Origin of the sequence: Pseudomonas sp. GD03842, from assembly GCF_029841165.1 — a bacterium.
Taxonomy (GTDB): domain Bacteria; phylum Pseudomonadota; class Gammaproteobacteria; order Pseudomonadales; family Pseudomonadaceae; genus Aquipseudomonas.
Map to the genome: position 1 here is coordinate 25103 of NZ_JAOCEA010000015.1, position 21196 is coordinate 46298.

Annotated in this window: 21 protein-coding genes; 9 read left to right on the forward strand and 12 right to left on the reverse strand. The window is 60.6% G+C overall.

The genetic code is table 11. From position 1 onward, the window contains the following. Positions 1–98: 98 nt before the first annotated feature. The 5 genes from N5D61_RS20230 (at position 99) to N5D61_RS20250 (ending at position 2625) form a co-directional block, all read left to right on the forward strand. Complete coding sequence (locus N5D61_RS20230; RefSeq protein WP_279893979.1) at positions 99–695, forward strand: RNA polymerase sigma factor; 597 nt, start codon at positions 99–101, stop codon at positions 693–695. Next, the gene (locus tag N5D61_RS20235; RefSeq protein ID WP_279893980.1) at positions 692–1126 is read left to right on the forward strand and encodes a hypothetical protein; all 435 of its coding nucleotides are present in this window, start codon (positions 692–694) and stop codon (positions 1124–1126) included. Before N5D61_RS20230 ends, N5D61_RS20235 begins: the two co-directional genes overlap by 4 nt. Then, on the forward strand, positions 1123–1596 hold the full coding sequence (locus tag N5D61_RS20240) for a periplasmic heavy metal sensor (protein ID WP_279893981.1): 474 nt from the start codon (positions 1123–1125) through the stop codon (positions 1594–1596). The genes N5D61_RS20235 and N5D61_RS20240 overlap by 4 nt, the downstream gene beginning before the upstream one ends. An 88-nt stretch (positions 1597–1684) precedes the next feature. Then, entirely contained in the window at positions 1685–1897 is a 213-nt protein-coding gene (locus N5D61_RS20245) for a hypothetical protein (protein ID WP_279893982.1), read from the forward strand. A gap of 74 nt (positions 1898–1971) precedes the next feature. Then, positions 1972–2625: an HAD-IA family hydrolase gene (locus tag N5D61_RS20250; RefSeq protein ID WP_279893983.1), complete on the forward strand. Its 654-nt coding sequence runs from the start codon at positions 1972–1974 to the stop codon at positions 2623–2625. Between the two features lie 36 nt (positions 2626–2661). Here the strand turns inward: N5D61_RS20250 and nagZ are convergent, their stop codons facing one another. Further along, a complete protein-coding gene (gene nagZ, locus N5D61_RS20255; protein WP_279894055.1) occupies positions 2662–3660 on the reverse strand; it encodes a beta-N-acetylhexosaminidase in 999 nt (332 codons plus the stop codon). Positions 3661–3761: 101 nt separating this feature from the next. Further along, on the reverse strand, positions 3762–4475 hold the full coding sequence (locus N5D61_RS20260; RefSeq protein WP_108238645.1) for a TetR/AcrR family transcriptional regulator: 714 nt from the start codon (positions 4473–4475) through the stop codon (positions 3762–3764). A gap of 250 nt (positions 4476–4725) precedes the next feature. Here N5D61_RS20260 and lexA point away from each other — a divergent pair, with 250 nt between their 5' ends. Together lexA and sulA are read left to right on the forward strand one after the other, a co-directional pair. Continuing rightward, positions 4726–5334 carry a transcriptional repressor LexA gene (lexA, locus tag N5D61_RS20265; RefSeq protein WP_108238646.1) on the forward strand — a complete coding sequence of 203 codons (609 nt, stop codon included), beginning with the start codon at positions 4726–4728 and terminating at the stop codon, positions 5332–5334. 11 nt (positions 5335–5345) lie between these two features. After that, the gene (sulA, locus tag N5D61_RS20270) at positions 5346–5849 is read left to right on the forward strand and encodes an SOS-induced cell division inhibitor SulA (RefSeq protein ID WP_279893984.1); all 504 of its coding nucleotides are present in this window, start codon (positions 5346–5348) and stop codon (positions 5847–5849) included. A 94-nt stretch (positions 5850–5943) separates the two neighbouring features. Here sulA and N5D61_RS20275 read toward each other — a convergent pair whose 3' ends face one another. The 7 genes from N5D61_RS20275 to N5D61_RS20305 all read right to left on the reverse strand — a co-directional run bounded on the left by N5D61_RS20275 (position 5944) and on the right by N5D61_RS20305 (position 14384). Beyond that, positions 5944–6180, reverse strand: a complete 237-nt coding sequence (locus N5D61_RS20275; RefSeq protein ID WP_108238648.1) for a hypothetical protein — start codon at positions 6178–6180, stop codon at positions 5944–5946. Between the two features lie 124 nt (positions 6181–6304). After that, on the reverse strand, positions 6305–6826 hold the full coding sequence (locus tag N5D61_RS20280) for a DUF6586 family protein (protein WP_279894056.1): 522 nt from the start codon (positions 6824–6826) through the stop codon (positions 6305–6307). A gap of 138 nt (positions 6827–6964) precedes the next feature. Next, entirely contained in the window at positions 6965–9568 is a 2604-nt protein-coding gene (gene topA / locus N5D61_RS20285) for a type I DNA topoisomerase (protein WP_279893985.1), read from the reverse strand. A gap of 110 nt (positions 9569–9678) precedes the next feature. Continuing rightward, positions 9679–9915: a DUF1653 domain-containing protein gene (locus tag N5D61_RS20290; RefSeq protein ID WP_108238651.1), complete on the reverse strand. Its 237-nt coding sequence runs from the start codon at positions 9913–9915 to the stop codon at positions 9679–9681. Positions 9916–10016: 101 nt separating this feature from the next. Next, positions 10017–11192: an acetyl-CoA C-acyltransferase FadA gene (fadA, locus tag N5D61_RS20295; RefSeq protein WP_279893986.1), complete on the reverse strand. Its 1176-nt coding sequence runs from the start codon at positions 11190–11192 to the stop codon at positions 10017–10019. Positions 11193–11215: 23 nt separating this feature from the next. Beyond that, entirely contained in the window at positions 11216–13363 is a 2148-nt protein-coding gene (gene fadB, locus N5D61_RS20300; RefSeq protein WP_279893987.1) for a fatty acid oxidation complex subunit alpha FadB, read from the reverse strand. Positions 13364–13946: 583 nt separating this feature from the next. Then, positions 13947–14384, reverse strand: coding sequence for a hypothetical protein (locus tag N5D61_RS20305; protein WP_279893988.1), 438 nt, complete (start codon positions 14382–14384; stop codon positions 13947–13949). A gap of 110 nt (positions 14385–14494) precedes the next feature. On the opposite strand from N5D61_RS20305, the gene N5D61_RS20310 reads away from it, so the two are divergent. After that, complete coding sequence (locus N5D61_RS20310) at positions 14495–14938, forward strand: universal stress protein (RefSeq protein ID WP_279893989.1); 444 nt, start codon at positions 14495–14497, stop codon at positions 14936–14938. A 63-nt stretch (positions 14939–15001) separates the two neighbouring features. Here the strand turns inward: N5D61_RS20310 and N5D61_RS20315 are convergent, their stop codons facing one another. Further along, positions 15002–16924 carry an ATP-binding cassette domain-containing protein gene (locus N5D61_RS20315; RefSeq protein ID WP_108238656.1) on the reverse strand — a complete coding sequence of 641 codons (1923 nt, stop codon included), beginning with the start codon at positions 16922–16924 and terminating at the stop codon, positions 15002–15004. 215 nt (positions 16925–17139) lie between these two features. Here N5D61_RS20315 and N5D61_RS20320 point away from each other — a divergent pair, with 215 nt between their 5' ends. Continuing rightward, positions 17140–19068, forward strand: coding sequence for a transglycosylase SLT domain-containing protein (locus tag N5D61_RS20320; RefSeq protein ID WP_279893990.1), 1929 nt, complete (start codon positions 17140–17142; stop codon positions 19066–19068). Between the two features lie 173 nt (positions 19069–19241). Here the strand turns inward: N5D61_RS20320 and N5D61_RS20325 are convergent, their stop codons facing one another. Then, entirely contained in the window at positions 19242–20051 is an 810-nt protein-coding gene (locus tag N5D61_RS20325) for an MOSC domain-containing protein (RefSeq protein WP_279893991.1), read from the reverse strand. 121 nt (positions 20052–20172) lie between these two features. Then, positions 20173–21099, reverse strand: a complete 927-nt coding sequence (locus tag N5D61_RS20330) for a chemotaxis protein CheV (RefSeq protein ID WP_279893992.1) — start codon at positions 21097–21099, stop codon at positions 20173–20175. Positions 21100–21196 lie beyond the last annotated feature (97 nt).

Here is a 21196-nt window from a genome sequence, read left to right on the forward strand (position 1 = left end):
GTCTGTAGATACAGAATCTTGCAGGCGAGCCCGCCAGCGCTCCTCTGGGCCAGAGTCATCTGGACAGAACGGTTTAACTCTACGATCGAGACGCCCGATTGAACGAACCTGATCCGGACCTTGAACTGTTGGCCCGCATTGGCAACAACGAGCCGGAAGCCGTGAAAGAAATGGTGTCGCGCAAGCTTCCACGCTTGTTAGCACTGGCTGGCCGCTTGTTGGGCGACGCCGAAGAAGCCCGCGATGTGGCCCAGGAGAGCTTTCTCAGGCTATGGAAAGCGGCCGGCCAATGGCGCGCGGGTCAGGCGCGCTTCGACACCTGGCTGCATCGGGTGACGCTGAATTTGTGCTACGACCGCCTGCGCCGGCGCAAAGAACAACCCCTGGACGATGATTCTCGGCTCAGCGAGCTGGTCGATACCGCCCCGGCGCTCGATGACCAGTGGCAGGCTGAAGCTCAACATCAGCAAATGGCGGCGGCGCTCGCAGCGCTGCCGGAGCGCCAGCGGGAAGCAATTGTGTTGCAGTACTACCAGCAATTGTCGAACACCGAGGCGGCGGCTGCGATGGACATCACTGTCGAGGCGCTGGAAAGCCTGTTGTCCCGGGCGCGCCGTAATCTGCGTAAACAACTCATCGAGTCGGAGCTTGCTACCGGCACGGGCAAGCACACCCCAAGGAGAGGAACCTCATGACCCCTGAACGCTTCGCTGATCTGGCCGATGCCCATGGCGCGAACCTGGACCGCTGGCCCGCGGCCGACCGGGAGAGCGCCAGGGCGCTGATCGAACGCAACGATCCACAGGCGCTGTGCGCCTTGAAAGAAGCTGCATGGCTCGATCAACGACTCGACCGCCATCGCCCTCCCGTACCAGACGCAGGATTGGAGCGCCACGTGCTTGCTTCGGCTGTCTCGGCACGGCGCCCGTCAGCATGGCGACGATACGGCGACTGGTGGTCGCGCCTAGGGTTCGTTGGCGTCGGCCTGGCTGGCGTGGCCACCGGCATGCTCGTGGCCTCGCTCAGCCTGCCGCTCTCCGGTGCGCCAGATCTGCTGCCCAGCGTCCTCGACCACGGCGACGCGGAATGGATACTCAACCTGGATGCCGGGGAGGCCGAGCAATGACACCCTCCTCCGGACGCCTGAGAAGCTGGTTGATCGCATCATTGCTGGCCAACGTTTTCCTGATCGGCGGCGTCGCGGGCGGCGTCTACCAATGGTCGAGCCAGAAGCGCCCTCAGGTCGTCAACGTCCAGCACGGCCTGCGTCAGGCCCTGGCACAGTTGCCTGAGGCCCGTCGCCACCAATTGCGACGCATGTTGCGAGAAACCCATGCGCAGAACCAGTCCTTGATACTTGCCAGTCGCCAGGCTCACCAGGATGTGGTGCGCCGCCTGCAGGGCGACACGCTGGATCGCAACGCGCTGGATCAGGACCTGGACCGCGCTCGAACTGCCGACATCACGCTGCGCAGCCGCGTCGATTCGACGCTGGCGGACTTTGCCGCCAGCCTGCCCGCGGACGAACGCCACGCTTTGGCACTTGCCATGACAACCCGGCGCCAGTCCCCACACGTCGAACCTCAAAAACAGTGACTGCCTGCGACGGATTTTCCTGATCTGAGACGTTCAAGGGTGGAAGGCTCCGTTATTCAGGCGGGGCTATCTGCCACAAGGATCTACCATGTCCCCTACTCGCAAAGCCATCTTACTGGCCATGGCCGTCACCTTTTCGCTGTCCGGTTGCGTCGTTGAACAGACACATCCGCGCCGCCCCCCTCCCCCCGTCGAGGTCATCCCGGCCATCCCCGCGCCCGGCGCCCAATGGGTACCAGGCCATTATCGCTGGGCGGGTAATGCATGGTTGTGGGAACCCGGCCACTGGCGCCGGTATTGAAGCTGCTCGCTATCCGGAGCCCGCGTGCTAGCATCCCGATCCTGTCACTACGCATCAGGCATGGGAGCATCGGGATGCTGAAGCAGCACACATTCGCCGCGTTTCTGTTCGACATGGACGGTACGCTGACCAACTCCATTGCCGCTGCAGAACGCGTCTGGAGTCAGTGGGCGATCCATAAGGGACTGGATGTCGAATCGCTGCTGTCCACCATCCACGGCGTACGCTGCATCGACACCATCCGCCGCCTGAACTTGCCCGGCGTGGACCCGGAGCATGAGGCGGCACTGATGGCTCAAGCCGAAATGGATGACGTAGAAGGGGTAATTTCCATCGAAGGTGCGGCGCGATTTCTCGCAACGCTGCCTGCCGACCGCTGGGCGGTGGTGACCTCCGCTCCTCGTTTACTGGCCGAACGCCGAATCCAGGCAGCGGGCCTTCCACTGCCCAGGATCATGGTGTCCGCCGAAGACGTCGAGCAGGGGAAACCCGCGCCGGACTGTTTCCTGCTCGCGGCGCGCAAGCTGGGTGCCCGCCCCGAAGACTGCCTGGTATTCGAAGACGCACCGGCGGGAATCGCAGCGGCCGAAGCGGCTGGCGCCCACGTAATGGTCATCACCGCCACCCACCGGCATGCGCTCGACACCGAACATCCAACCCTCGCCAGCTACGACACCTACCAGGTGAGCATCACCGAGCAGGGTTGGCTGGCCTTGCGCCCTCGCTGAGGAAAACCCCTTCACAGGCCGGCAGCAGCCTGCCGGTCAATCGATCAGATCCGCCGCACGCAGGGCGCTGAGCGCTTCAAGCCAGCGTGGCTGTTGACGATACTCGGTGGTCGAGATCCCTTGGCCGCGCATGCGCGCGATCCTTGGATGAGGGGTTACCTTCATCCGTTGCGCGGCGGTCAGTGCCAACTCCGCCGCAGCACGATCGTTACAGACCAGTCCCATGTCACAGCCTGCGGTAAAGGCGGCGTCGATCCGACTCGCGGCATCACCTACCACATGGGCGCCAGCCATCGACAGATCATCGCTGAAGATGACCCCCTCGAAGCCCAACTCTCCGCGGAGGATGTCCTGCAACCAACGGCGGGAGAAACCCGCGGGCTGCGTATCGACCTGCGGATAAATGACATGGGCCGGCATGACCGCAGCCAGGCGCTTGCTCAAACGCGCGAACGGTATCAGGTCATTGGCGCGAAGGGTGTCCAGGCTGCGCTCATCACGGGGAACCGCGACATGGGAATCCGCCTCGGCCCACCCATGGCCAGGGAAGTGCTTGCCAGTGGCCGCCATCCCTGCCTCGTTCATGCCCTGGATGAAGGCTTCGGCGAGTTGGGCGGCGCGTTCGGCGTCGCCTTCGAACGCACGGCTGCCCACCACCGCACTGCGTTCGTGATCGAGGTCCAGCACCGGGGCGAAACTGAGGTCCAGCCCAACGGCCAGCACCTCGGTCGCCATCAGCCAGCCACACTGCCGGGCAAGGGTTTGCGCGTTAGGACGATGAGCAATTGCACGCATGGCGGGCAGCCGCACAAAGCCTTGGCGCAAACGCTGCACCCGCCCGCCTTCCTGATCGACGGCGAGCAGCAGATCAGGGCGAATCGCCCGGATGGCCGCGCTCAACTCGCGGACCTGCCGAGGGCTTTCGATGTTTCGGGCAAAAATGATCAGGCCGCCCACCTCGGGCTGACGCAGAAACTGACGGTCTTCGGACGTCAGCCAGGTACCGGCGATGTCCACCATCAGGGAGCCATGCAGGCCAGAACTCATAAGGAAGATCCTTCAACAACCATTGCTCAGAGCGCGCATGGTGCGGGATCGACGGGTGCGATGCAAATGCGCCGCACCCTGAGGCTACATCAGACCTTGGCGGGGGCCGCCGGGACGCTGCTCTTGCTGCGAGGCTTGAGCTGAGCGCTGATCATCGCCGCATCCGTGACGCCGGTCTCTGCGCGCATACCCGCGGCCAGAAACGGCACCATCAGACGCATCACCTGCTCGATCGAGGTGTTGACGCCAAAATCGGTTTCGGCAATTGCCCGCAGTGCCTTGATGCCGGACATGCTGAACGCGGCGGCACCCAGCATGAAGTGCACGCGCCAGAACAGTTCGATGGGAGGAATACGCGGCGCCGCCTCATTCACCAGCAGCATGTAACGACGGAACACCTTGCCATACATGTCTTCCAGGTAACGACGCAAATGGCCTTGGCTCTGACTGAATGCCAGCCCCAGAAGACGCATGAAAATGGACAGATCGTTGCCGCTGCGAGGTTGCACCACCATCGCTTGCTCGACGAGGATCTCGAGGAGTTCTTCCAGCGAAGGCTTGTGATCGGGCTTGGCCTGGCGGCGCTCGAGCTCTTTGTCGAGACTGGCGCAGAACGGTCCCAGGAAACGGGAAAAGACCGCTTGAATGAGGGCTTTCTTCGACCCGAAATGATAATTCACCGCCGCCAGGTTGACCGACGCTTTGCTGGTGATCAGCCGTAACGACGTTTCTGCAAAACCCTTTTCCGCGAACAGCTGCTCCGCAGCGTCGAGGATCCGTTCAACTGTTTCCGACTGAGCCATGGTTATCCGCCTGACAAACACTTGTTTGAAACATACGTTTCAGCCGACCACCTGTCAACCCTGGCTGTTCGCTTTCTGTCCGACCGGTCACGGCATTTAATCATATAAATCACGGCTTTTAGCCACTCTTGCGCGAGGTTGCAATGTCAGCGGCCTCCTGTCGTACGCGCCCATCGTCAAAAGGAGGATTGCCAAGTTGCGATCACTGTATATAATCCCAGTCACTGTATAAAAAGACAGAGCGATTCACATGATCAAACTGACATCACGCCAAGCCGAAATCCTGGACTTCATCAAACGCTGTCTAGAAGAGAACGGCTACCCGCCAACCCGTGCGGAAATCGCTCAGGAACTCGGTTTCAAATCCCCCAACGCTGCTGAGGAACACCTCAAGGCGCTGGCTCGCAAGGGCGCGATTGAAATGACGCCCGGTGCTTCTCGCGGTATTCGCATCCCCGGTTTCGAGGCCAAGCCCGAGGAAAGCGGGCTGCCAATCATCGGACGGGTCGCTGCGGGTGCGCCGATTCTCGCCCAGCAGCATGTCGAAGAATCACTGGCGATCAACCCTGCGTTTTTCCATCCGGCTGCAGACTACCTCCTGCGCGTCCATGGGATGAGCATGAAGGATGTCGGCATCCTCGACGGCGACCTGTTGGCCGTGCACACCACTCGAGAGGCGCGCAACGGGCAGATCGTCGTGGCACGCATCGGCGACGAGGTGACCGTCAAACGTTTCAAGCGTGAAGGCAGCAAGGTCTGGCTGATCGCCGAGAACCCTGAATTCGCCCCTATCGAAGTCAATCTCAAAGACCAGGATCTGGTCATCGAAGGGCTGAGCGTCGGCGTCATTCGCCGCTAAGGAGCATGTTTATGCAGTTCCCGCACACACCGCAACAACACGCACAATTGCCGCTGTTCGAAGCGTTCATGATGCCCGGCGCGCACTTGCTGGAAACGGCTCTGGTTCAGATCCCGGTGCTCGACACGGTCGTCGAAGCCCCATGGAACAACGAGCCTGAAGCTTTCAGTGAGTTGTCGTTGCGCGGTGCTGCGGGTAGTTGCCTGAATCTGCTGGCGCCGATTCTGCGCGATCTGAGCGAAGGCCGAAACGACCGCTGGTTGACCCTTGTTGCGCCACCCGCCAGTGTGACACAAGCCTGGCTGAGGGACGCGGGCCTGAACCGGGAACGCATTATCCTGATGCACCCCCGCGGCACTCAAACGGCCTTGGAACTGACCTGTGAAGCGCTGCGCTTGGGTCGCAGCCATACTGTCGTGAGTTGGATCAACCCTATCTCGAGCAGTGCGAAGCAGCAGTTGATCCACGCTGCGCGCGCTGGCGAAGCGCAAAGCCTGAACATCCGCCTGGGGTGATTGCTCGCAGGCCGTTCAGAGGCTTGAGAAGAAAGACGTTCCGCGAATCCAAGCATGCTACAGGCAGCTCGGGCTGCCGGGGTACGCCGGAAACTCAATGCAGAACGCGAGGGCCCTCTTCCTCCTTGGTCAGCTCGCCTTCAGCGAGACGACCGGCCATTTGAACACCGACGCTGAGCATCGCCTTGGCGACCTCGACGTGTTGGCCTTGCAGAAATGCCTTGGCGTCATCAGAGAAGTTCAAGGTCACGAGGGAACCTTCATCTTCAGCGCGGCGCAACTCGATGCGGCCGTCAGGCAGTTCGACAATTTCCAGAAAAGAGGTTGGCATCAGGACTGTTCTCCACGAAAGGCGGGCAGTATAACAGCCTGATGACGCCACCCCTAGGCCTGGAAAGAAATGCACTGACGCTCGGCGCACCGACAGGGCGGATCAGTCTTTTCCGTTCAAGCGCTCAACACTCGCTGAGACCTTCGCGGAACCTGATCGCCAAGCCCTTGAGCTGCTGGCGCCAGGACTCCATCTCCTCGCGCGTGAGTTCCTCCGCGTCAACCTCCTCGACAGCCACCGCAATGATCAGCGGCTGCGTGACATCCGCCTTCGGCTTCTTCGGTTCGCGCGGGGGTTGGAACAACGCGCCATAAGCGCCGAGCAATTGCGCCAGCCAGGTTTCGCGCTGCCCGGCCAACTCCACTAACTCAGCCATTTCCGGAATGGCAATGGCTTCCAGGACCTTGGGCGTCAGCAAATCTTCGGCGCGCGCGGTGGTGGCCTGCGGCAAGCGGTAGAAACCCGCAATTTCGTGACACAACCCCAGCAGCGCGCCGTAGAGATGAAACACCGCCGCCTCGCGTTCAGCTTGGAGCAGACCCTGTGCGTTCATCGCGGTGCTGGCCGAGGCCTTGGCCATCGCATCCAAGGCAAGGCCAGCAAAGAACAGCTTTTGGTTGGTGCGGGTATAGAGTTCGTGAGCCATGACTTGTGGCCTCCCATCAAAGAATTGAACGAGCACGCCAGGCAAAAAAATCCCTCGAGGCATAACACGGCCACCGAGGGATTCTTTTAACGCAAAGCGCCTTGGGCCGCCAGACGATTTGGACGCGGCGTCAAGCGATCACCGCTTGTCTTCGACCTTCCATACCCCGCCGTCGTAGAACGCACGCCAGCCGGTTGGCTTGCCGTCCACTTCGGTCTGGACATATTGCTCCTTCGACTTGCGGCTGTAGCGGATCACTGCCGGACGGCCATCGGGATCCTTCTGCGGGGCCTCGCACAGGAAATGATACTTGGGGTCGATCTCAGACTTGTGCGGCACGATCTCCAAGACCAAAGGTGCACGGGTCTCACGGTTTTTCGGGAACTGGCTGGCCGCCAGGAACAGGCCCGAGGCACCGTCACGCAGGATGTAGGTGTCGTCCACCTTCTCGCACTTGAGCTCGGGCATCTTCACCGGGTCCATCTTCGGCGGCGCCGCTTCGCCGTTCTTCAGCAGCTTGCGGGTGTTCTTGCAATTGGTGCAGCCAAAGAACTTGCCGAAACGACCGGTTTTGAGCTGCATTTCGCCGCCACATTTGTCGCACTCGACACTCGGACCTTCGTAGCCCTTGATCCGGTAATGCCCCTCTTCAACCTCGTAACCCGGGCAGTCGGGGTTGTTGCCGCAGATGTGCAGCTTGCGCTTTTCATCCAGCAGGTAGGCGTCCATCGCCGTGCTGCAAATCGGGCAACGATGCTTGCCCCGCAGCACGCGAGATTCGGATTCGCCTTCGTCATCTTCAGCGATCTCATCGCCAGGCGTGAGGTTGATGGTCGCCTTGCAGCGCTCTTTCGGCGGCAGGCTGTAGCCCGAGCAGCCGAGGAAGACCCCCGTCGAAGCGGTACGAATCTGCATCGGACGACCACAGACCTTGCACGGAATGTCGGTCATCACCGGCTCATTGGCACGCATGCCGCCGCCAGCGACTTCGGCTACTTCCAGCTTTTTCTTGAAGTCACCGTAGAACTCGTCGAGTACGTTCTTCCAATCGCGCTCGCCCTGCGCCACGTCGTCGAGATTTTCCTCCATACCGGCGGTGAAGCCGTAGTCCATCAGGTTGGAGAAGCTCTCGGACAGACGTTCGGTGACGATGTCGCCCATCTTTTCCGAGTAGAAACGCCGGTTGTGCAGGGCCACGTAGCCCCGGTCTTGGATCGTCGAAATGATCGCCGCATAGGTCGAAGGGCGACCGATGCCGCGTTTTTCCATCTCCTTGACCAGGCTCGCTTCCGAATAACGCGCCGGCGGCTTGGTGAAATGCTGACTCGGATCGAGCTTGATCAGTTTCAGTGTTTCGCCCTGAGCCATGTCCGGCAACACGGCGTCATCCCCCGGTTTGCTCATTTGCGGCAGTACGCGGGTGTAACCGTCGAACTTAAGGATGCGACCCTTGGCGCGCAGTTCGAAATCGCCCGCGGTCACGCTGACAGTGGTCGACAGGTACTGGGCAGGCGGCATCTGACAAGCCACGAACTGACGCCAGATCAGGTCGTACAGTCGCTCGGCGTCACGCTCCATCCCTGACAGTTTGCTCGGGTGAGTGTTGACGTCGGACGGCCGAATCGCTTCGTGAGCCTCTTGCGCGCCTTCCTTGCTGCTGTAGACGTTCGGCGAATCGGGCAGGTACTTCTTGCCGAATTCACTCTCGATGTAAGTCCGCGCCATGGCCACGGCATCGGCGGACAGGTTGGTGGAATCGGTACGCATGTAGGTGATGTAGCCCGCCTCATACAGCCGCTGGGCCATCATCATGGTCTTCTTCACACCGAAGCCCAGCCGGTTACTGGCCGCCTGTTGCAGGGTCGAGGTGATGAACGGCGCCGACGGCTTGCTGCTGGTGGGCTTGTCTTCGCGCTTTGCCACGCTATAGGACGAAGCCTTGAGCTTCTCCAATGCCGTCATGGCCTGCGCTTCGTTCAGGGGCTTGAAGGCTTCGCCGTTCTCCCGAGCGACCTCGAAGCGCACGTTAGCGCCCTTGGCCGTGCCCAGGTCGGCGTGAACTTCCCAATACTCTTCCGGAATGAAGGCACGGATCTCACGCTCGCGCTCGACCACCAGCTTCACCGCCACCGACTGCACCCGGCCTGCCGACAGACCGCGGGCGATCTTCTGCCACAGCAGCGGCGAGACCATATAGCCCACGACGCGGTCGAGGAAGCGCCGGGCCTGCTGGGCGTTGACCCGGGCAATGTCCAACTCGCCAGGTTTGGAGAAAGCGTCTTGAATGGCTTTCTTGGTGATCTCGTTGAACACCACGCGCTTGTAGCGCTCGTCGTCACCGCCGATGGCTTCCCGCAGGTGCCAGGCAATGGCCTCCCCTTCGCGGTCCAAGTCCGTCGCGAGATAGATGGTGTCGGCATCCTTGGCGAGGCGGCGCAGCTCGTCGATCACCTTCTCCTTGCCGGGAAGGATTTCGTACTTGGCTTTCCAGCCATGCTCGGGGTCGACCCCCATACGCGCCACTAACTGGCGCCGGGCCTTTTCCTTGGGCGACAACGCCGGCGCCTCGGAAGCGGTCTTGCCCTTTTTGGCAGCCGGCTCTTTCGCAGCGCCAGCCGAACCGCTGGTAGGCAGGTCTCGGATATGGCCGATACTCGACTTCACCACGTACTGGCTGCCCAGGTACTTGTTGATGGTCTTGGCCTTAGCCGGGGATTCCACAATGACCAGCGATTTGCCCATGGATCGGAAAATTCCTAATGCTAGAAAAAAAGACGTTGGAGCCGTCGAGGCCCCGCTATATATAGTGGCTATAAGGTGAGGTCAAGCAGAGGCTACTGCAAGGTCTCGCCTCAAGACCGGGAAAAAAGGTCAGGTTCGGCCTGGACCAAAGCAAAGCGCGGCACTTGCTCGCCGTCAACCTCGACCGACTCCAGAAACATGCTCAAGGGACGGACCCACAGCCCGTACTCGCCGTACAACGCCTGATAGAACACCACTTCCTCTTCGGTCTCGGAATGTTTCGCGACCCCGAATACTCGGTACTCGGGCCCCTTGTAGTGACGGTAGAGACCTGGTTGTAGTTGCATGCTGCTGACCTCACGGACGAACGGGAAAAAAACTTTAAAAAACGTTTCCCGACAAAAACAAAAGCCGGGGCACCAGGCCCCGGCTTGCGCATTCGCACCGATCAAACGCGTTCGAAAACGGTGGAAATGCCCTGCCCCAGACCAATACACATCGTGGCCACACCGAGGGTGCCGCCTTTCTGCTTCATGACATTGAGCAGCGTGCCGGAAATGCGCGCCCCCGAACAGCCAAACGGATGCCCCAGAGCGATAGCGCCGCCGTGCAGGTTAACCTTCTGGTCCATCTTGTCGAGCACTTTCAAATCTTTGAGCACCGGCAGTGCCTGCGCCGCAAAGGCTTCATTGAGTTCGAAGTAGTCGATGTCTTCGATGCTCAGGCCCGCACGCTTGAGGGCTTTGTGGGTCGCCGGGACCGGGCCGTAGCCCATGATGGCGGGGTCCACACCGGCAACGGCCATGGACCGAATGACGGCCATCGGCTGAATGCCCAGGTCCATCGCTCGCTGGCCCGACATGACGATCATGCAGGAGGCGCCGTCGGTAATCTGCGACGAAGTGCCCGCGGTCACGGTACCGCCCTTGGGGTTGAAGGCCGGCTTGAGCGTCGCCAGGCTTTCCAGCGAAGTCTCGGGACGAATGGTCTCGTCGTAGTCATACATCTTCAGGAAGCCGTTTTCGTCATACCCCTGCATTGGGATGATTTCGTCCTTGAAATTGCCTTCAACGGTGGCCTGATGCGCCAGACGGTGGGAGCGAACGCCAAAAGCATCCTGCGCCTCACGGGTGATGCCATGCATTTTGCCGAGCATTTCGGCGGTCAGGCCCATCATGCCCGAAGCCTTGGCGGCGTAGAGCGACAGGTGCGGGTTCGGGTCGACACCGTGCATCATCCCGACATGGCCCATGTGTTCCACCCCCCCAATGACGAAAACGTCGCCATTGTTGCTCATGATCGCCTGAGCAGCGGTGTGCAAGGCACTCATCGACGAGCCGCACAGGCGGCTGACGGTTTGAGCGGCCGACGTGTGGGGGATCTGAGTCATCAACGACGCCATGCGCGCGATGTTCCAGCCCTGCTCCAACGTCTGGTTCACGCAGCCCCAGATCACATCCTCGACTTCCGCCGGATCGACCTTGGTGTTGCGTTCCAGCAACTTGCTGATCAAGTGCGCCGACATGTCTTCGGCGCGGGTGTTGCGGTGCATGCCCCCCTTGGAGCGGCCCATCGGTGTGCGACCGAAGTCGACGATCACGACGTCTCTAGGATTCAAGCTCATATTCTCACCTGTTCGTTGGGCACTTAGCCGAAGAAGCGTTGGCCGTTACGGGCCATTTCGCGCAGCTTCGCAGTGGGGTGGTACAGGGCGCCCAGATCAGCGTATCGGTCAGCCAGGGCAACGAATTCAGCCACACCGATCGAATCGATGTAACGCAGCGCACCGCCGCGGAACGGAGGGAAGCCGATGCCGTAAATCAGGCCCATGTCAGCCTCGGCGGCCGTCTCGACGATCCCGTCTTCCAGGCAGCGCACGGTCTCCAGACACAGCGGGATCATCAGCCAGTTGATGATGTCCTCGTCGCTGACTTCGCGCTGTTCATAGATGACCGGCTTGAGCACCTCTTGTACCGAAGCGTCGACGACTTTCTTCGGCTTGCCCTTCTTGTCGGTTTCGTAGACGTAAAAGCCCTTGCCGTTCTTCTGGCCCAGTCGATTGGCGTCGTACAAGGCGTCGACGGCAGAGCGGCGGTCGTCCTTCATACGATCAGGGAAGCCTTCTGCCATCACGTCACGACCATGATGGCCGGTGTCGATACCCACCACGTCCATCAGGTACGCCGGGCCCATGGGCCAGCCGAATTTCTCCATGACCTTGTCGATGCGCACGAAGTCCACACCGGCGCTGACCAGCTTGGCGAACCCGCCGAAATAAGGGAACAGGATGCGGTTGACCAGAAAGCCTGGGCAGTCATTCACCACGATGGGGTTTTTGCCCATTTTCTTGGCGTACGCCACGGTGGTGGCGATGGCCACTTCGCTGGATTTCTCGCCGCGAATCACTTCGACCAGCGGCATCATGTGCACCGGGTTGAAGAAGTGCATGCCGACGAAATTCTCGGGACGCTTGAGCGCCTTGGCCAACAGGCTGATCGAAATGGTCGAGGTGTTCGACGCCAGAATGGCGTCTTCGCCCACCTGCCCTTCCACTTCAGCCAGCACTGCCTGCTTGACTTTCGGGTTCTCGACGACAGCCTCAACCACCAGATCCACATGGCCGAAATCGCCGTAGGAAAGGGTCGGACGAATCGCACTCAGCGCTTCTGCCATCTTGGCAGGGGTCAAACGACCTTTCTCGACGCGCTTGCCCAGCAATTTCGATGCTTCGTTCAGGCCCAGACCGATGGCCTCTTCACGGATGTCCTTCATCAGGATCGGCGTGCCTTTGACAGCGGACTGGTAGGCGATGCCACCGCCCATGATGCCGGCGCCCAGAACCGCGGCTTGCTTGACGTCCTTGGCGACCTCGTCATAACGCTTGGCTTTCTTTTTCAGTTCCTGATCGTTCAGGAACAGACCGATCAGGCTCTCTGCAGCCGAAGTCTTGGCCATCTTCACGAAACCGGCGGCTTCGACTTCAAGCGCCTTGTCACGACCGAAATTGGCGGCTTTCTGGATGGTTTTGATTGCTTCGACCGGTGCCGGGTAGTTCGGCCCCGCCTGGCCGGCCACGAAGCCTTTGGCCGTTTCGAACGCCATCATCTGCTCGATAGCATTGAGTTTGAGCTTGTCCAGCTTTGGCTGGCGCTTGGCTTTGAAATCGAACTCGCCGGAGATGGCCCGCTTGATCAAGTCCAGCGCGGCCTCGCGCAGTTTTTCCGGAGCCACTACGGCGTCGACCGCGCCCACTTTCAGTGCATCTTCGGCACGGTTGTCCTTGCCCGAAGCGATCCATTCGACCGCATTATCAACGCCGATCAGGCGTGGCAACCGAACGGTTCCGCCGAAGCCGGGATAGATCCCCAGCTTGACTTCCGGCAGACCGATCTTGGCGTCGGTGGACATGACGCGGAAATCCGCTGCCAGGCACATTTCCAGCCCGCCACCCAGCGCGATGCCATTGATGGCCGCGAGGGTTGGGACGTTGAGGTCTTCGAAGTCACTGAAAATCTTGTTGGCTTCGAGATTACCGGCAACCAGTTCGGCCTCCGGCAGTTTGAAGTTGTCGACAAATTCGGTGATGTCGGCGCCGACGATAAAGACGTCCTTGCCGCTGGTGACGATAACGCCTTTGATCGAAGCGTCGGCCTTGATGGCAGCCACCGCTTGACGAAGGTCGTTGAGGGTGAGGCGATTGAACTTGTTGACGGACTCACCCTTGAGGTCGAAATTCAATTCGACGATGCCGCTTTCAAGAGCCTTAACCGTGATGGCTTTACCTTCGTAAATCATCAACTGATCTCCACGATATGGAAGCTGAACAATACGCATCAGACGCTGAAATCCGGCGCAAAACACGAGGCTTTCGTGGTTGCAGATACCAAACGCCAGTCACCCCGTCGACGCGATTCGAGCGTCTGTAAGAGCATTCCTACGGCAAACGCTCAATTCATACGCCCGTTTGATTTGGGTGCGCCTACCTTCTGCCATATTCCAGCAATTGTCAATTCACCTGACAGCGGACAAAACTGGCAAATCGCAGGTGAAAGAAACACCTGATGTGGGGATATTCATCGTGCTGATCACGTTCAATGCAGGCGCGCACCGTTAAACGCATGAACCGACGATTGACCTGCCGATAGCGAAAAATAATCGGATCCATGGCAGACAAATGCACCAATAAGGTCTACATTCAGCGCACTGCGCATCAAGACGGGTCGTTTTCGAAAAGGAAGTGGATCGAATCGGAACGTTTCTCGCGGCCTTGCACCGCAAAATGCCATGAATTACGGCCTGCCTGGCCAACCCCCAGCCCGATGTTGTTATCGGGCTTTTTAATGCCTGCATTTCAGCTTCACGGGCCAGGTGCTGATGCCTAGGCCAGCGCCTTCAACGCCGCAGCAATGCGCTGCAACACTTCTTCATCGCCACGTTCGGCCCAATACACCGCGACCAGTTGGGGCCCAGCCTCTATCTTGTAGACGTCCTCAGGTAGCGTCTGCAGGTGCGGGAGCACACGTGGATCGTCGCAAGGCTCTCGCCATGTATTGACCCACTGACCCGGAGCTGTCTGCCAATACGCCCAAAGGTCTGGCTCAGGTTTCGCGCGAGGCCGATAGTATTGCGCGCAAGGACTGGGCGGCTCGGCCGGCAACCAGTGCGGCCACTCCTGAGGGGTCAGTTGCATGGCCAGGCCGATGCGCCGCGCAGCCATGCGCATCGCCATTCGACCGCTCTGCGAACGGGACGGGCGAAGCCACACCAACGGGCTCAATACGACGGCAATGATTGACAGCACTATCCACACCGTCATATGTCTATGCCCCAGTCGCGGGGAGCGACGAGCGAAACGTCACGGCGTGCCATGAGGCGCGTGAAAAGAGCCATAATCAAAACCATCGCAGACCTCAGAAGGAACATCCCATGTCCTATGAACATATTCTGGTAGCCGTGGACCTCACTGAAGAGTGCGATCCGGTCATCAAGAAAGCCACGAAATTGGCCTTGAACTCCAACGCCAAGCTGTCGCTGGTGCACATCGTCGAACCCATGGCGATGGCGTTCGGCGGCGATGTGCCGATGGATCTGTCCCAACTGCAACAACAGCAATTCGACCAGGCCAAGGAAAAACTCGAGGCGTTGAAACTCAAATATCCGGAGGTGAAAACCGGAGACAGCCATCTGACCTACGGCCAGCCGCGGCAAGAGATCCATCAATTGGCCAAAGAACACAAGGTCGACCTGATCGTGGTTGGCAGCCATGGCCGTCATGGCCTGTCGCTACTGCTGGGCTCAACCGCCAATGATGTGCTGCATGGCGCCCCGTGCGACGTGCTGGCGGTTCGGCTGATCAAGCGAACCGAGTGACCCGCTTCAGACGAAAGCCCGAACCTCTGTAGGTTCGGGCTTTTTTATAGCGCTGCCCTGCTGTCACTCGTCAAGCTCGGCCCAGCGCTCGACCAGTGCATCGAGTGCCTGATTCGCCTGTTCCAACGCACTCAGCACCTGAGTGGTTTCTGCTGCGGGACGCTGGTAGAAGCCTGGTTGCGCGATCTCGGCCTGAATCGCCGCGATCTCCTGCTCCTTGGCGTCGATTTCACCCGGCAACGCTTCCAGCTCACGCTGCAGCTTGTAGCTCAGCTTCTTCTTCGGTGCGGCCCCGTCTTCGCGCACGGGCGCGGGCGCTTCAGCCGTCGGCTGGACGATCGCCGAGTTAAGGTCCGCCTTGCCGGATTTGCTTTCTGCCACACCCAGCAGACGCGGCGAACCGCCCTGGCGTAGCCAGTCCTGATAACCCCCGACGTATTCGCGGACCTTGCCTTCGCCCTCGAACACCAGCGTGCTGGTGACCACGTTGTCGAGGAAGGCCCGGTCGTGGCTGACCATCAGCACCGTTCCCTTGAAGTTGGAAAGCACTTCTTCAAGGAGCTCGAGCGTCTCAACGTCCAGGTCGTTGGTCGGTTCGTCGAGCACCAGCAGGTTGGCAGGCTTGCTGAACAACTTGGCCAGCAACAGACGCGCCCGCTCTCCTCCGGACAGCGCCTTGACAGGGGTTCGGGCACGTTGCGGACTGAACAGGAAATCGCCCAGATAGCTCAATACGTGACGGTTCTGGCCGTCGATTTCGATGAAGTCCCGACCTTCGGAGATGTTATCGATCACCGTCTTTTCCAGGTCCAACTGATGGCGCAACTGGTCGAAATACGCGACTTCCAGGTTGGTACCCACTTCCACCTTGCCAGACGTCGGCTGCAGGTTGTCGAGCATCAGCTTGAGCAGCGTGGTCTTGCCGGTCCCGTTGGCGCCCAGCAGGCCGATGCGATCTTCGCGCTGCAGCACCATGGAAAAATCCTTGATCAACGTCGGGCCGCCAGGATGGGCAAAGCTGACATTTTCCAGGACCATCACTTGCTTGCCGGACTTCTCCGCGGTATCCAGCTGAATATTCGCCTTGCCGGTGCGCTCACGGCGCTGACTGCGCTCGACACGCAACGCTTTAAGGGCGCGTACACGACCTTCGTTACGGGTCCGACGCGCCTTGATGCCCTGGCGAATCCACACTTCCTCCTGCGCCAGGCGCTTGTCGAACAGCGCGTTGGCGGTCTCCTCGGCGGCAAGGGCCGCTTCCTTGTGCACGAGGAAGCTGGCGTAGTCGCCGTTCCAGTCGATCAGCCCGCCGCGATCGAGCTCGAGAATCCGGGTGGCGAGGTTCTGCAGGAAAGACCGGTCGTGGGTAATGAACAGCACGGCGCCCTGAAAGTCCTTCAGGGCCTCTTCGAGCCATGCGATGGCACCGATGTCCAAGTGGTTGGTCGGCTCGTCGAGCAGCAGCAAGTCCGGCTCGGCCACCAGCGCCTGGGCCAGCAGCACGCGCCGGCGCCAGCCACCCGAGAGATCGGCCAGGGTCTTGTCGGCCGGGAGCTGCAGGCGGCTCAATGTGCTCTCGACCAGTTGCTGAAGACGCCAGCCGTCACGGGCTTCGAGGTCCGACTGGACGTGCATCAGCTTGTCCAGGTCTTCAGCGGTCACGATATTCTGGCTCAGGTGATGGTACTCGGCGAGCAACGCGCCGACGCCATCGAGCCCCTCCGCCACCACGTCGAACACGGTACGACCGTCGGCCACCGGCAACTCCTGTGGCAATTCGCCGATCTTCAGACCCGGCGCGCGCCAGACGCTCCCGTCGTCAGGCAGTTGCACGCCCTTGACCAGTTTCAACATGCTGGATTTGCCGGTGCCGTTGCGACCGATGATGCACACCCGCTCGCCACGGGCGATCTGCCAGGACACCTTGTCCAACAACGGCATGGCGCCGAACGCAAGGGACACATCGCTTAATTTGAGCAGGGTCATGAGCTTCTCCAAAAACCGGGCGCGCATTCTACCTGAGATGATCCGCGCATAGGGGACTGAATGACACGTGGCGTTGCTGCACACTGGCCAGGCAGAGGGTGTTCGCAGCGGCGGTTTGTATCCATCTGTGACTGTCTACGACCGGGTGCTTCAACCGGCGCGGGCAAACCGCTAAGCTAGCGACACTTTTCACGGTTCATCTGCACGGAAGTCTCATGCGCAGTCGTTTGTTCAGCCTTTTGTCCTGCCTGCTTCTGTCGGCCACCGCTGCCCAGTCCGTCCAAGCGGTCGATATCACCACTCAACGTCAATACTACGATCAAGCCAAGCGCGCCCTGGCCAAGGGCGATGCCGGGCCGTACCGGATGTACGCATCGGCCCTGGCCGACTACCCGCTTGAACCCTATCTGGCCTACGATGAGTTGACGGCACGCCTGAACACGGCGAGCAATGACGAAGTCGAGAAGTTTCTCGCGGCGCATGGCGACCTGCCGCAGGCCAACTTCATGAAGTTGCGCTGGCTCCGCCTGCTGGCCGCTCGTGGCGACTGGCAACCTTTCGTTCGGTACTACGACCCCAAACTCAATTTCACCGAACTGGACTGCCTCTATGGCAGCTACCAGCTCAGCCACAACATGCGCTCGGAGGGCTACGCCAACGCCGAGAAGCTCTGGATGACCGGCAAAACGCTGCCCACCGCCTGCGATGCACTTTTCACGCAATGGGCCGTGGAGGGGCAACTCACCGAGCAGAAGCGCTGGCAGCGCGCCAAACTCGCCGCCCAGGCCCGTAACTACGCGCTGGCCAACCAACTGGTGAACAGCATGACCACCCTGGCCCCTCAGGGCCGCTTGCTGATCGCTGTCGCGCAGAAGCCCGAGCTGGTCAACAACCAGAGCCAGTTCATGCCGGCCGACGAGGCCATGTCCGACGTGGTCGGCCTCGGGTTGAGACGCCTGGCCAAGCAGGACCCGCAGCGCGCCATGGAGCTGCTGGACAGCTACTCGCCCGTGCTGCGTTTTTCCCATGAGGAGCAGGTGCAGATTGCCAAGGAAATCGGCCTGACCCTGGCCCGCAGCTACGATGGCCGCGCACTGGAAGTCATGACCAAATATGACCCGGACCTGCGTGACGACACCGTCACCGAGTGGCGCTTGCGCCTGCTGCTTCGCCTCGGGCGCTGGGGCGATGCCTATGAACTGACTCGGCGCTTGCCCCAGGACCTGGCGACCACCAACCGCTGGCGCTATTGGCAGGCCCGAGCGCTGGAGCTGTCCCAGCCCAACAACCCGCAATTGCCTGCGCTGTACCGCGCAGTGTCCAAAGAACGCGATTTCTATGGGTTCCTCGCTGCCGATCGCACGCAAACGCCCTACATGCTCAACAACAAGCCATTGCCATTGACCCAGGCGACAATCAATAAGGTGCGCAACACGCCGGGCATTCGCAGAGCGCTGGAATTCTACGACCGGGGCGAAGTGGTGAACGGGCGCCGCGAGTGGTATCACGTCACCCGACACTTCACCCGCGATGAAATGGTCGCGCAGGCGAAGCTGGCCTACGACATGCGCTGGTATTTCCCGGCCATTCGCACCATCAGCCAGGCGCAGTACTGGGACGATCTGGACATTCGCTTCCCGATGGCCCACCGCGACACGCTGGTCCGTGAAGCCCAGGTTCGCGGCTTGCATTCCAGTTGGGTGTTCGCCATCACCCGTCAGGAAAGCGCCTTCATGGATGACGCGCGCTCCAGCGTCGGTGCCAGCGGCCTGATGCAGTTGATGCCAGCGACGGCCAAGGAAACCGCGCGCAAGTTCAGCATCCCGCTGGCGTCCCCAGCCCAGGTGCTGGACCCGGACAAGAACATTCAGTTGGGGGCCGCCTACCTGAGCCAGGTCCACGCGCAGTTCAACGGTAACCGGGTGTTGGCATCGGCCGCCTATAACGCCGGCCCAGGCCGCGTGCGTCAATGGCTCAGGGGAGCCAATCACCTCGCATTCGATGTATGGGTGGAGAGCATCCCGTTCGACGAGACGCGCCAGTACGTGCAGAACGTGCTGTCCTATGCGGTGATCTACGGCCAGAAGCTCAATGCTCCACAGCCGTTGGTGGACTGGCACGAGCGGTTCTTCGACGATCTGTGACAGGTCCACCCGGGGCAGCGATACCCCGAACGCCGGATCATCGAGAAGCGTCGAGGGATCACCGCCCCTCGACGTCACCGGTATGCGTCAGAAACGCTCGGTTGAAGGCCGTTTCGACACTGGCGGAACCGTGATCCGGTTCACTGGCAACCGGAGTGCGCTAGTCGCCGCCGCTATTCCAACACCTCGACTTGCATCCCGACGGCAACCTCCCCGGCACCATCGCTGACCAGGTTCTGCCCGAACCAGACTTCGCCCTCGCGCTCACGGTATGTCTTGAGCGTGCTCAATGGCTCCCGGTCTTCGCTGCGCACACCAGTGGCCGGGTCGATGGTGGTCAGGATGCAGCGGGAACAGCCCTTGAGCACCCGAAACTCCAGGTTGCCGATGCGAATTCGCTTCCAGCCATCCTCGGCGAAGGCTTCAGCGCCTTCGATCACCAGATTCGGACGAAACCGCAGCATTTCCTGAGGCCGCCCGATCTTGGCCGACAGATCGTCCAACGACGCCTGGCCGATCAACAACAGTGGAAAACCGTCGGCGAAACTGACCTTGTCGTCGATGGTGCCGTATCCGGAGGGCAGCCAGCGTGCGCGCTCCTTGGGCATGTGCACCATGCGGGTAGGCTTGCCGATGAAGTCACTGACCCAGCGCGCCGCCTCGTCGCCCGCGTCGGGCACACGCAACGTATCGCGCCAGACCGTCACACCCCGCAGGTTGCCCTCGACGTCGTCGGGCAACGGGACGTGCAACGGCGCATGGCCGGGGGCCGACAGTGTCACCCCACCCTGCTCGCTCCACGAGACCGATAACTGAGACATATGGGGCAAGGCACGCTGGGTGAAGAAACGGCCATTGCTTTCGTCCACCAGCATCCAGCGTCGGTCGCCACTGAGTCCCAACTCATCGAAACGGGCCTGTTGCAGCGGTTCGGCCTTGCAGGACTTGAGGGGGTAGCGGTACAGCGCGCTGAGGTGCAGCATGGACGCGTCCTTGAGGTGAAGTGAGCGAAAAAAGCTCACTCTATACGAGCCGTAGCCATCGCGAACGGTACAGATACAAAAAAGCCCCTCGATACAGCGAGGGGCCTGGTGGGTCGGGTGATCAGTTCTCTAGCATCAGGCGCTCGCGCACGACATCCACCAGCTTGTCCGGCTGGAACTTGGAGAGGAAGTTGTCGCAGCCGACCTTCTTCACCATCGACTCGTTGAAGCTGCCCGACAGCGAGGTGTGCAGCACCACATACAAGCCACGCAGACGGGGATCGTGACGAATTTCAGTGGTCAGGCGATAGCCGTCCATTTCCGGCATTTCTGCGTCGGTGAAGACCATCAGCAATTTATCCGTCATGACTTCGCCGCTGTCAGCCCACGCCTTGAGCATGTTCAATGCTTTCAGACCGTCGCTGGCCACGTGCAATTTCACGCCCAATTGGCCCAGGGTGTCGCGCAACTGCGACAGGGCGACCTTGGAGTCGTCCACCAGCAGGACTTCGCGCCCGCGGGCTTTGCTGAGGATCGGATCGTCCAGCTTTTCGCGGGACACCTTGGCACTGTACGGCACAATCTCCGCAAGGACCTTTTCCACGTCGATGATTTCGACCAACTGGTCGTCGACCTTGCTGATGGCGGTCAGGTAGTGCTGACGTCCCGCGCTGCCGGGCGGCGGCAGAATCGCCTCCCAGTTCATGTTGACGATGCGATCCACGCCGCCGACCAGGAACGCCTGAACAGAGCGGTTGTATTCAGTGACGATGATGGTGCTGGACGCGCCAGGCACCAGCGGCCGCATGCCGATGGCCTGCGACAGATCGATGACGGGCAGCGTCTGCCCGCGCAGGTTGACCACGCCGCACACGTAGGGATGACGTTGGGGCATCAGGGTCAGCTTGGGCAGTTGCAGGACTTCCTGAACCTTGAATACGTTGATTGCGAACAACTGTCGACCGGCCAGGCGGAACATGAGAATTTCCAGGCGGTTCTCACCTACCAGCTGTGTACGTTGGTCTACTGTGTCGAGAATGCCAGCCATCGGTTGCTCCTGGAGCAGGGGTTTCAAGTGAGTCCGCACTTGAGTTATCGGCAGGGTTGGCGCAGACCTTAATCAAGGACGTCTGCTTATCAAAAAT

Bases quoted from the DNA above. Each gene is read 5' to 3' on its own strand.
- N5D61_RS20235 (WP_279893980.1), top strand. From the start codon at position 692: ATGACCCCTGAACGCTTCGCTGATCTGGCCGATGCCCATGGCGCGAAC.
- N5D61_RS20240 (WP_279893981.1), top strand. From the start codon at position 1,123: ATGACACCCTCCTCCGGACGCCTGAGAAGCTGGTTGATCGCATCATTG.
- N5D61_RS20245 (WP_279893982.1), top strand. From the start codon at position 1,685: ATGTCCCCTACTCGCAAAGCCATCTTACTGGCCATGGCCGTCACCTTT.
- N5D61_RS20250 (WP_279893983.1), top strand. From the start codon at position 1,972: ATGCTGAAGCAGCACACATTCGCCGCGTTTCTGTTCGACATGGACGGT.
- N5D61_RS20260 (WP_108238645.1), bottom strand. From the start codon at position 4,475: ATGGCTCAGTCGGAAACAGTTGAACGGATCCTCGACGCTGCGGAGCAG.
- lexA (WP_108238646.1), top strand. From the start codon at position 4,726: ATGATCAAACTGACATCACGCCAAGCCGAAATCCTGGACTTCATCAAA.
- sulA (WP_279893984.1), top strand. From the start codon at position 5,346: ATGCAGTTCCCGCACACACCGCAACAACACGCACAATTGCCGCTGTTC.
- N5D61_RS20275 (WP_108238648.1), bottom strand. From the start codon at position 6,180: ATGCCAACCTCTTTTCTGGAAATTGTCGAACTGCCTGACGGCCGCATC.
- N5D61_RS20280 (WP_279894056.1), bottom strand. From the start codon at position 6,826: ATGGCTCACGAACTCTATACCCGCACCAACCAAAAGCTGTTCTTTGCT.
- topA (WP_279893985.1), bottom strand. From the start codon at position 9,568: ATGGGCAAATCGCTGGTCATTGTGGAATCCCCGGCTAAGGCCAAGACC.
- N5D61_RS20290 (WP_108238651.1), bottom strand. From the start codon at position 9,915: ATGCAACTACAACCAGGTCTCTACCGTCACTACAAGGGGCCCGAGTAC.
- fadA (WP_279893986.1), bottom strand. From the start codon at position 11,192: ATGAGCTTGAATCCTAGAGACGTCGTGATCGTCGACTTCGGTCGCACA.
- fadB (WP_279893987.1), bottom strand. From the start codon at position 13,363: ATGATTTACGAAGGTAAAGCCATCACGGTTAAGGCTCTTGAAAGCGGC.
- N5D61_RS20305 (WP_279893988.1), bottom strand. From the start codon at position 14,384: ATGACGGTGTGGATAGTGCTGTCAATCATTGCCGTCGTATTGAGCCCG.
- N5D61_RS20310 (WP_279893989.1), top strand. From the start codon at position 14,495: ATGTCCTATGAACATATTCTGGTAGCCGTGGACCTCACTGAAGAGTGC.
- N5D61_RS20315 (WP_108238656.1), bottom strand. From the start codon at position 16,924: ATGACCCTGCTCAAATTAAGCGATGTGTCCCTTGCGTTCGGCGCCATG.
- N5D61_RS20320 (WP_279893990.1), top strand. From the start codon at position 17,140: ATGCGCAGTCGTTTGTTCAGCCTTTTGTCCTGCCTGCTTCTGTCGGCC.
- N5D61_RS20325 (WP_279893991.1), bottom strand. From the start codon at position 20,051: ATGCTGCACCTCAGCGCGCTGTACCGCTACCCCCTCAAGTCCTGCAAG.
- N5D61_RS20330 (WP_279893992.1), bottom strand. From the start codon at position 21,099: ATGGCTGGCATTCTCGACACAGTAGACCAACGTACACAGCTGGTAGGT.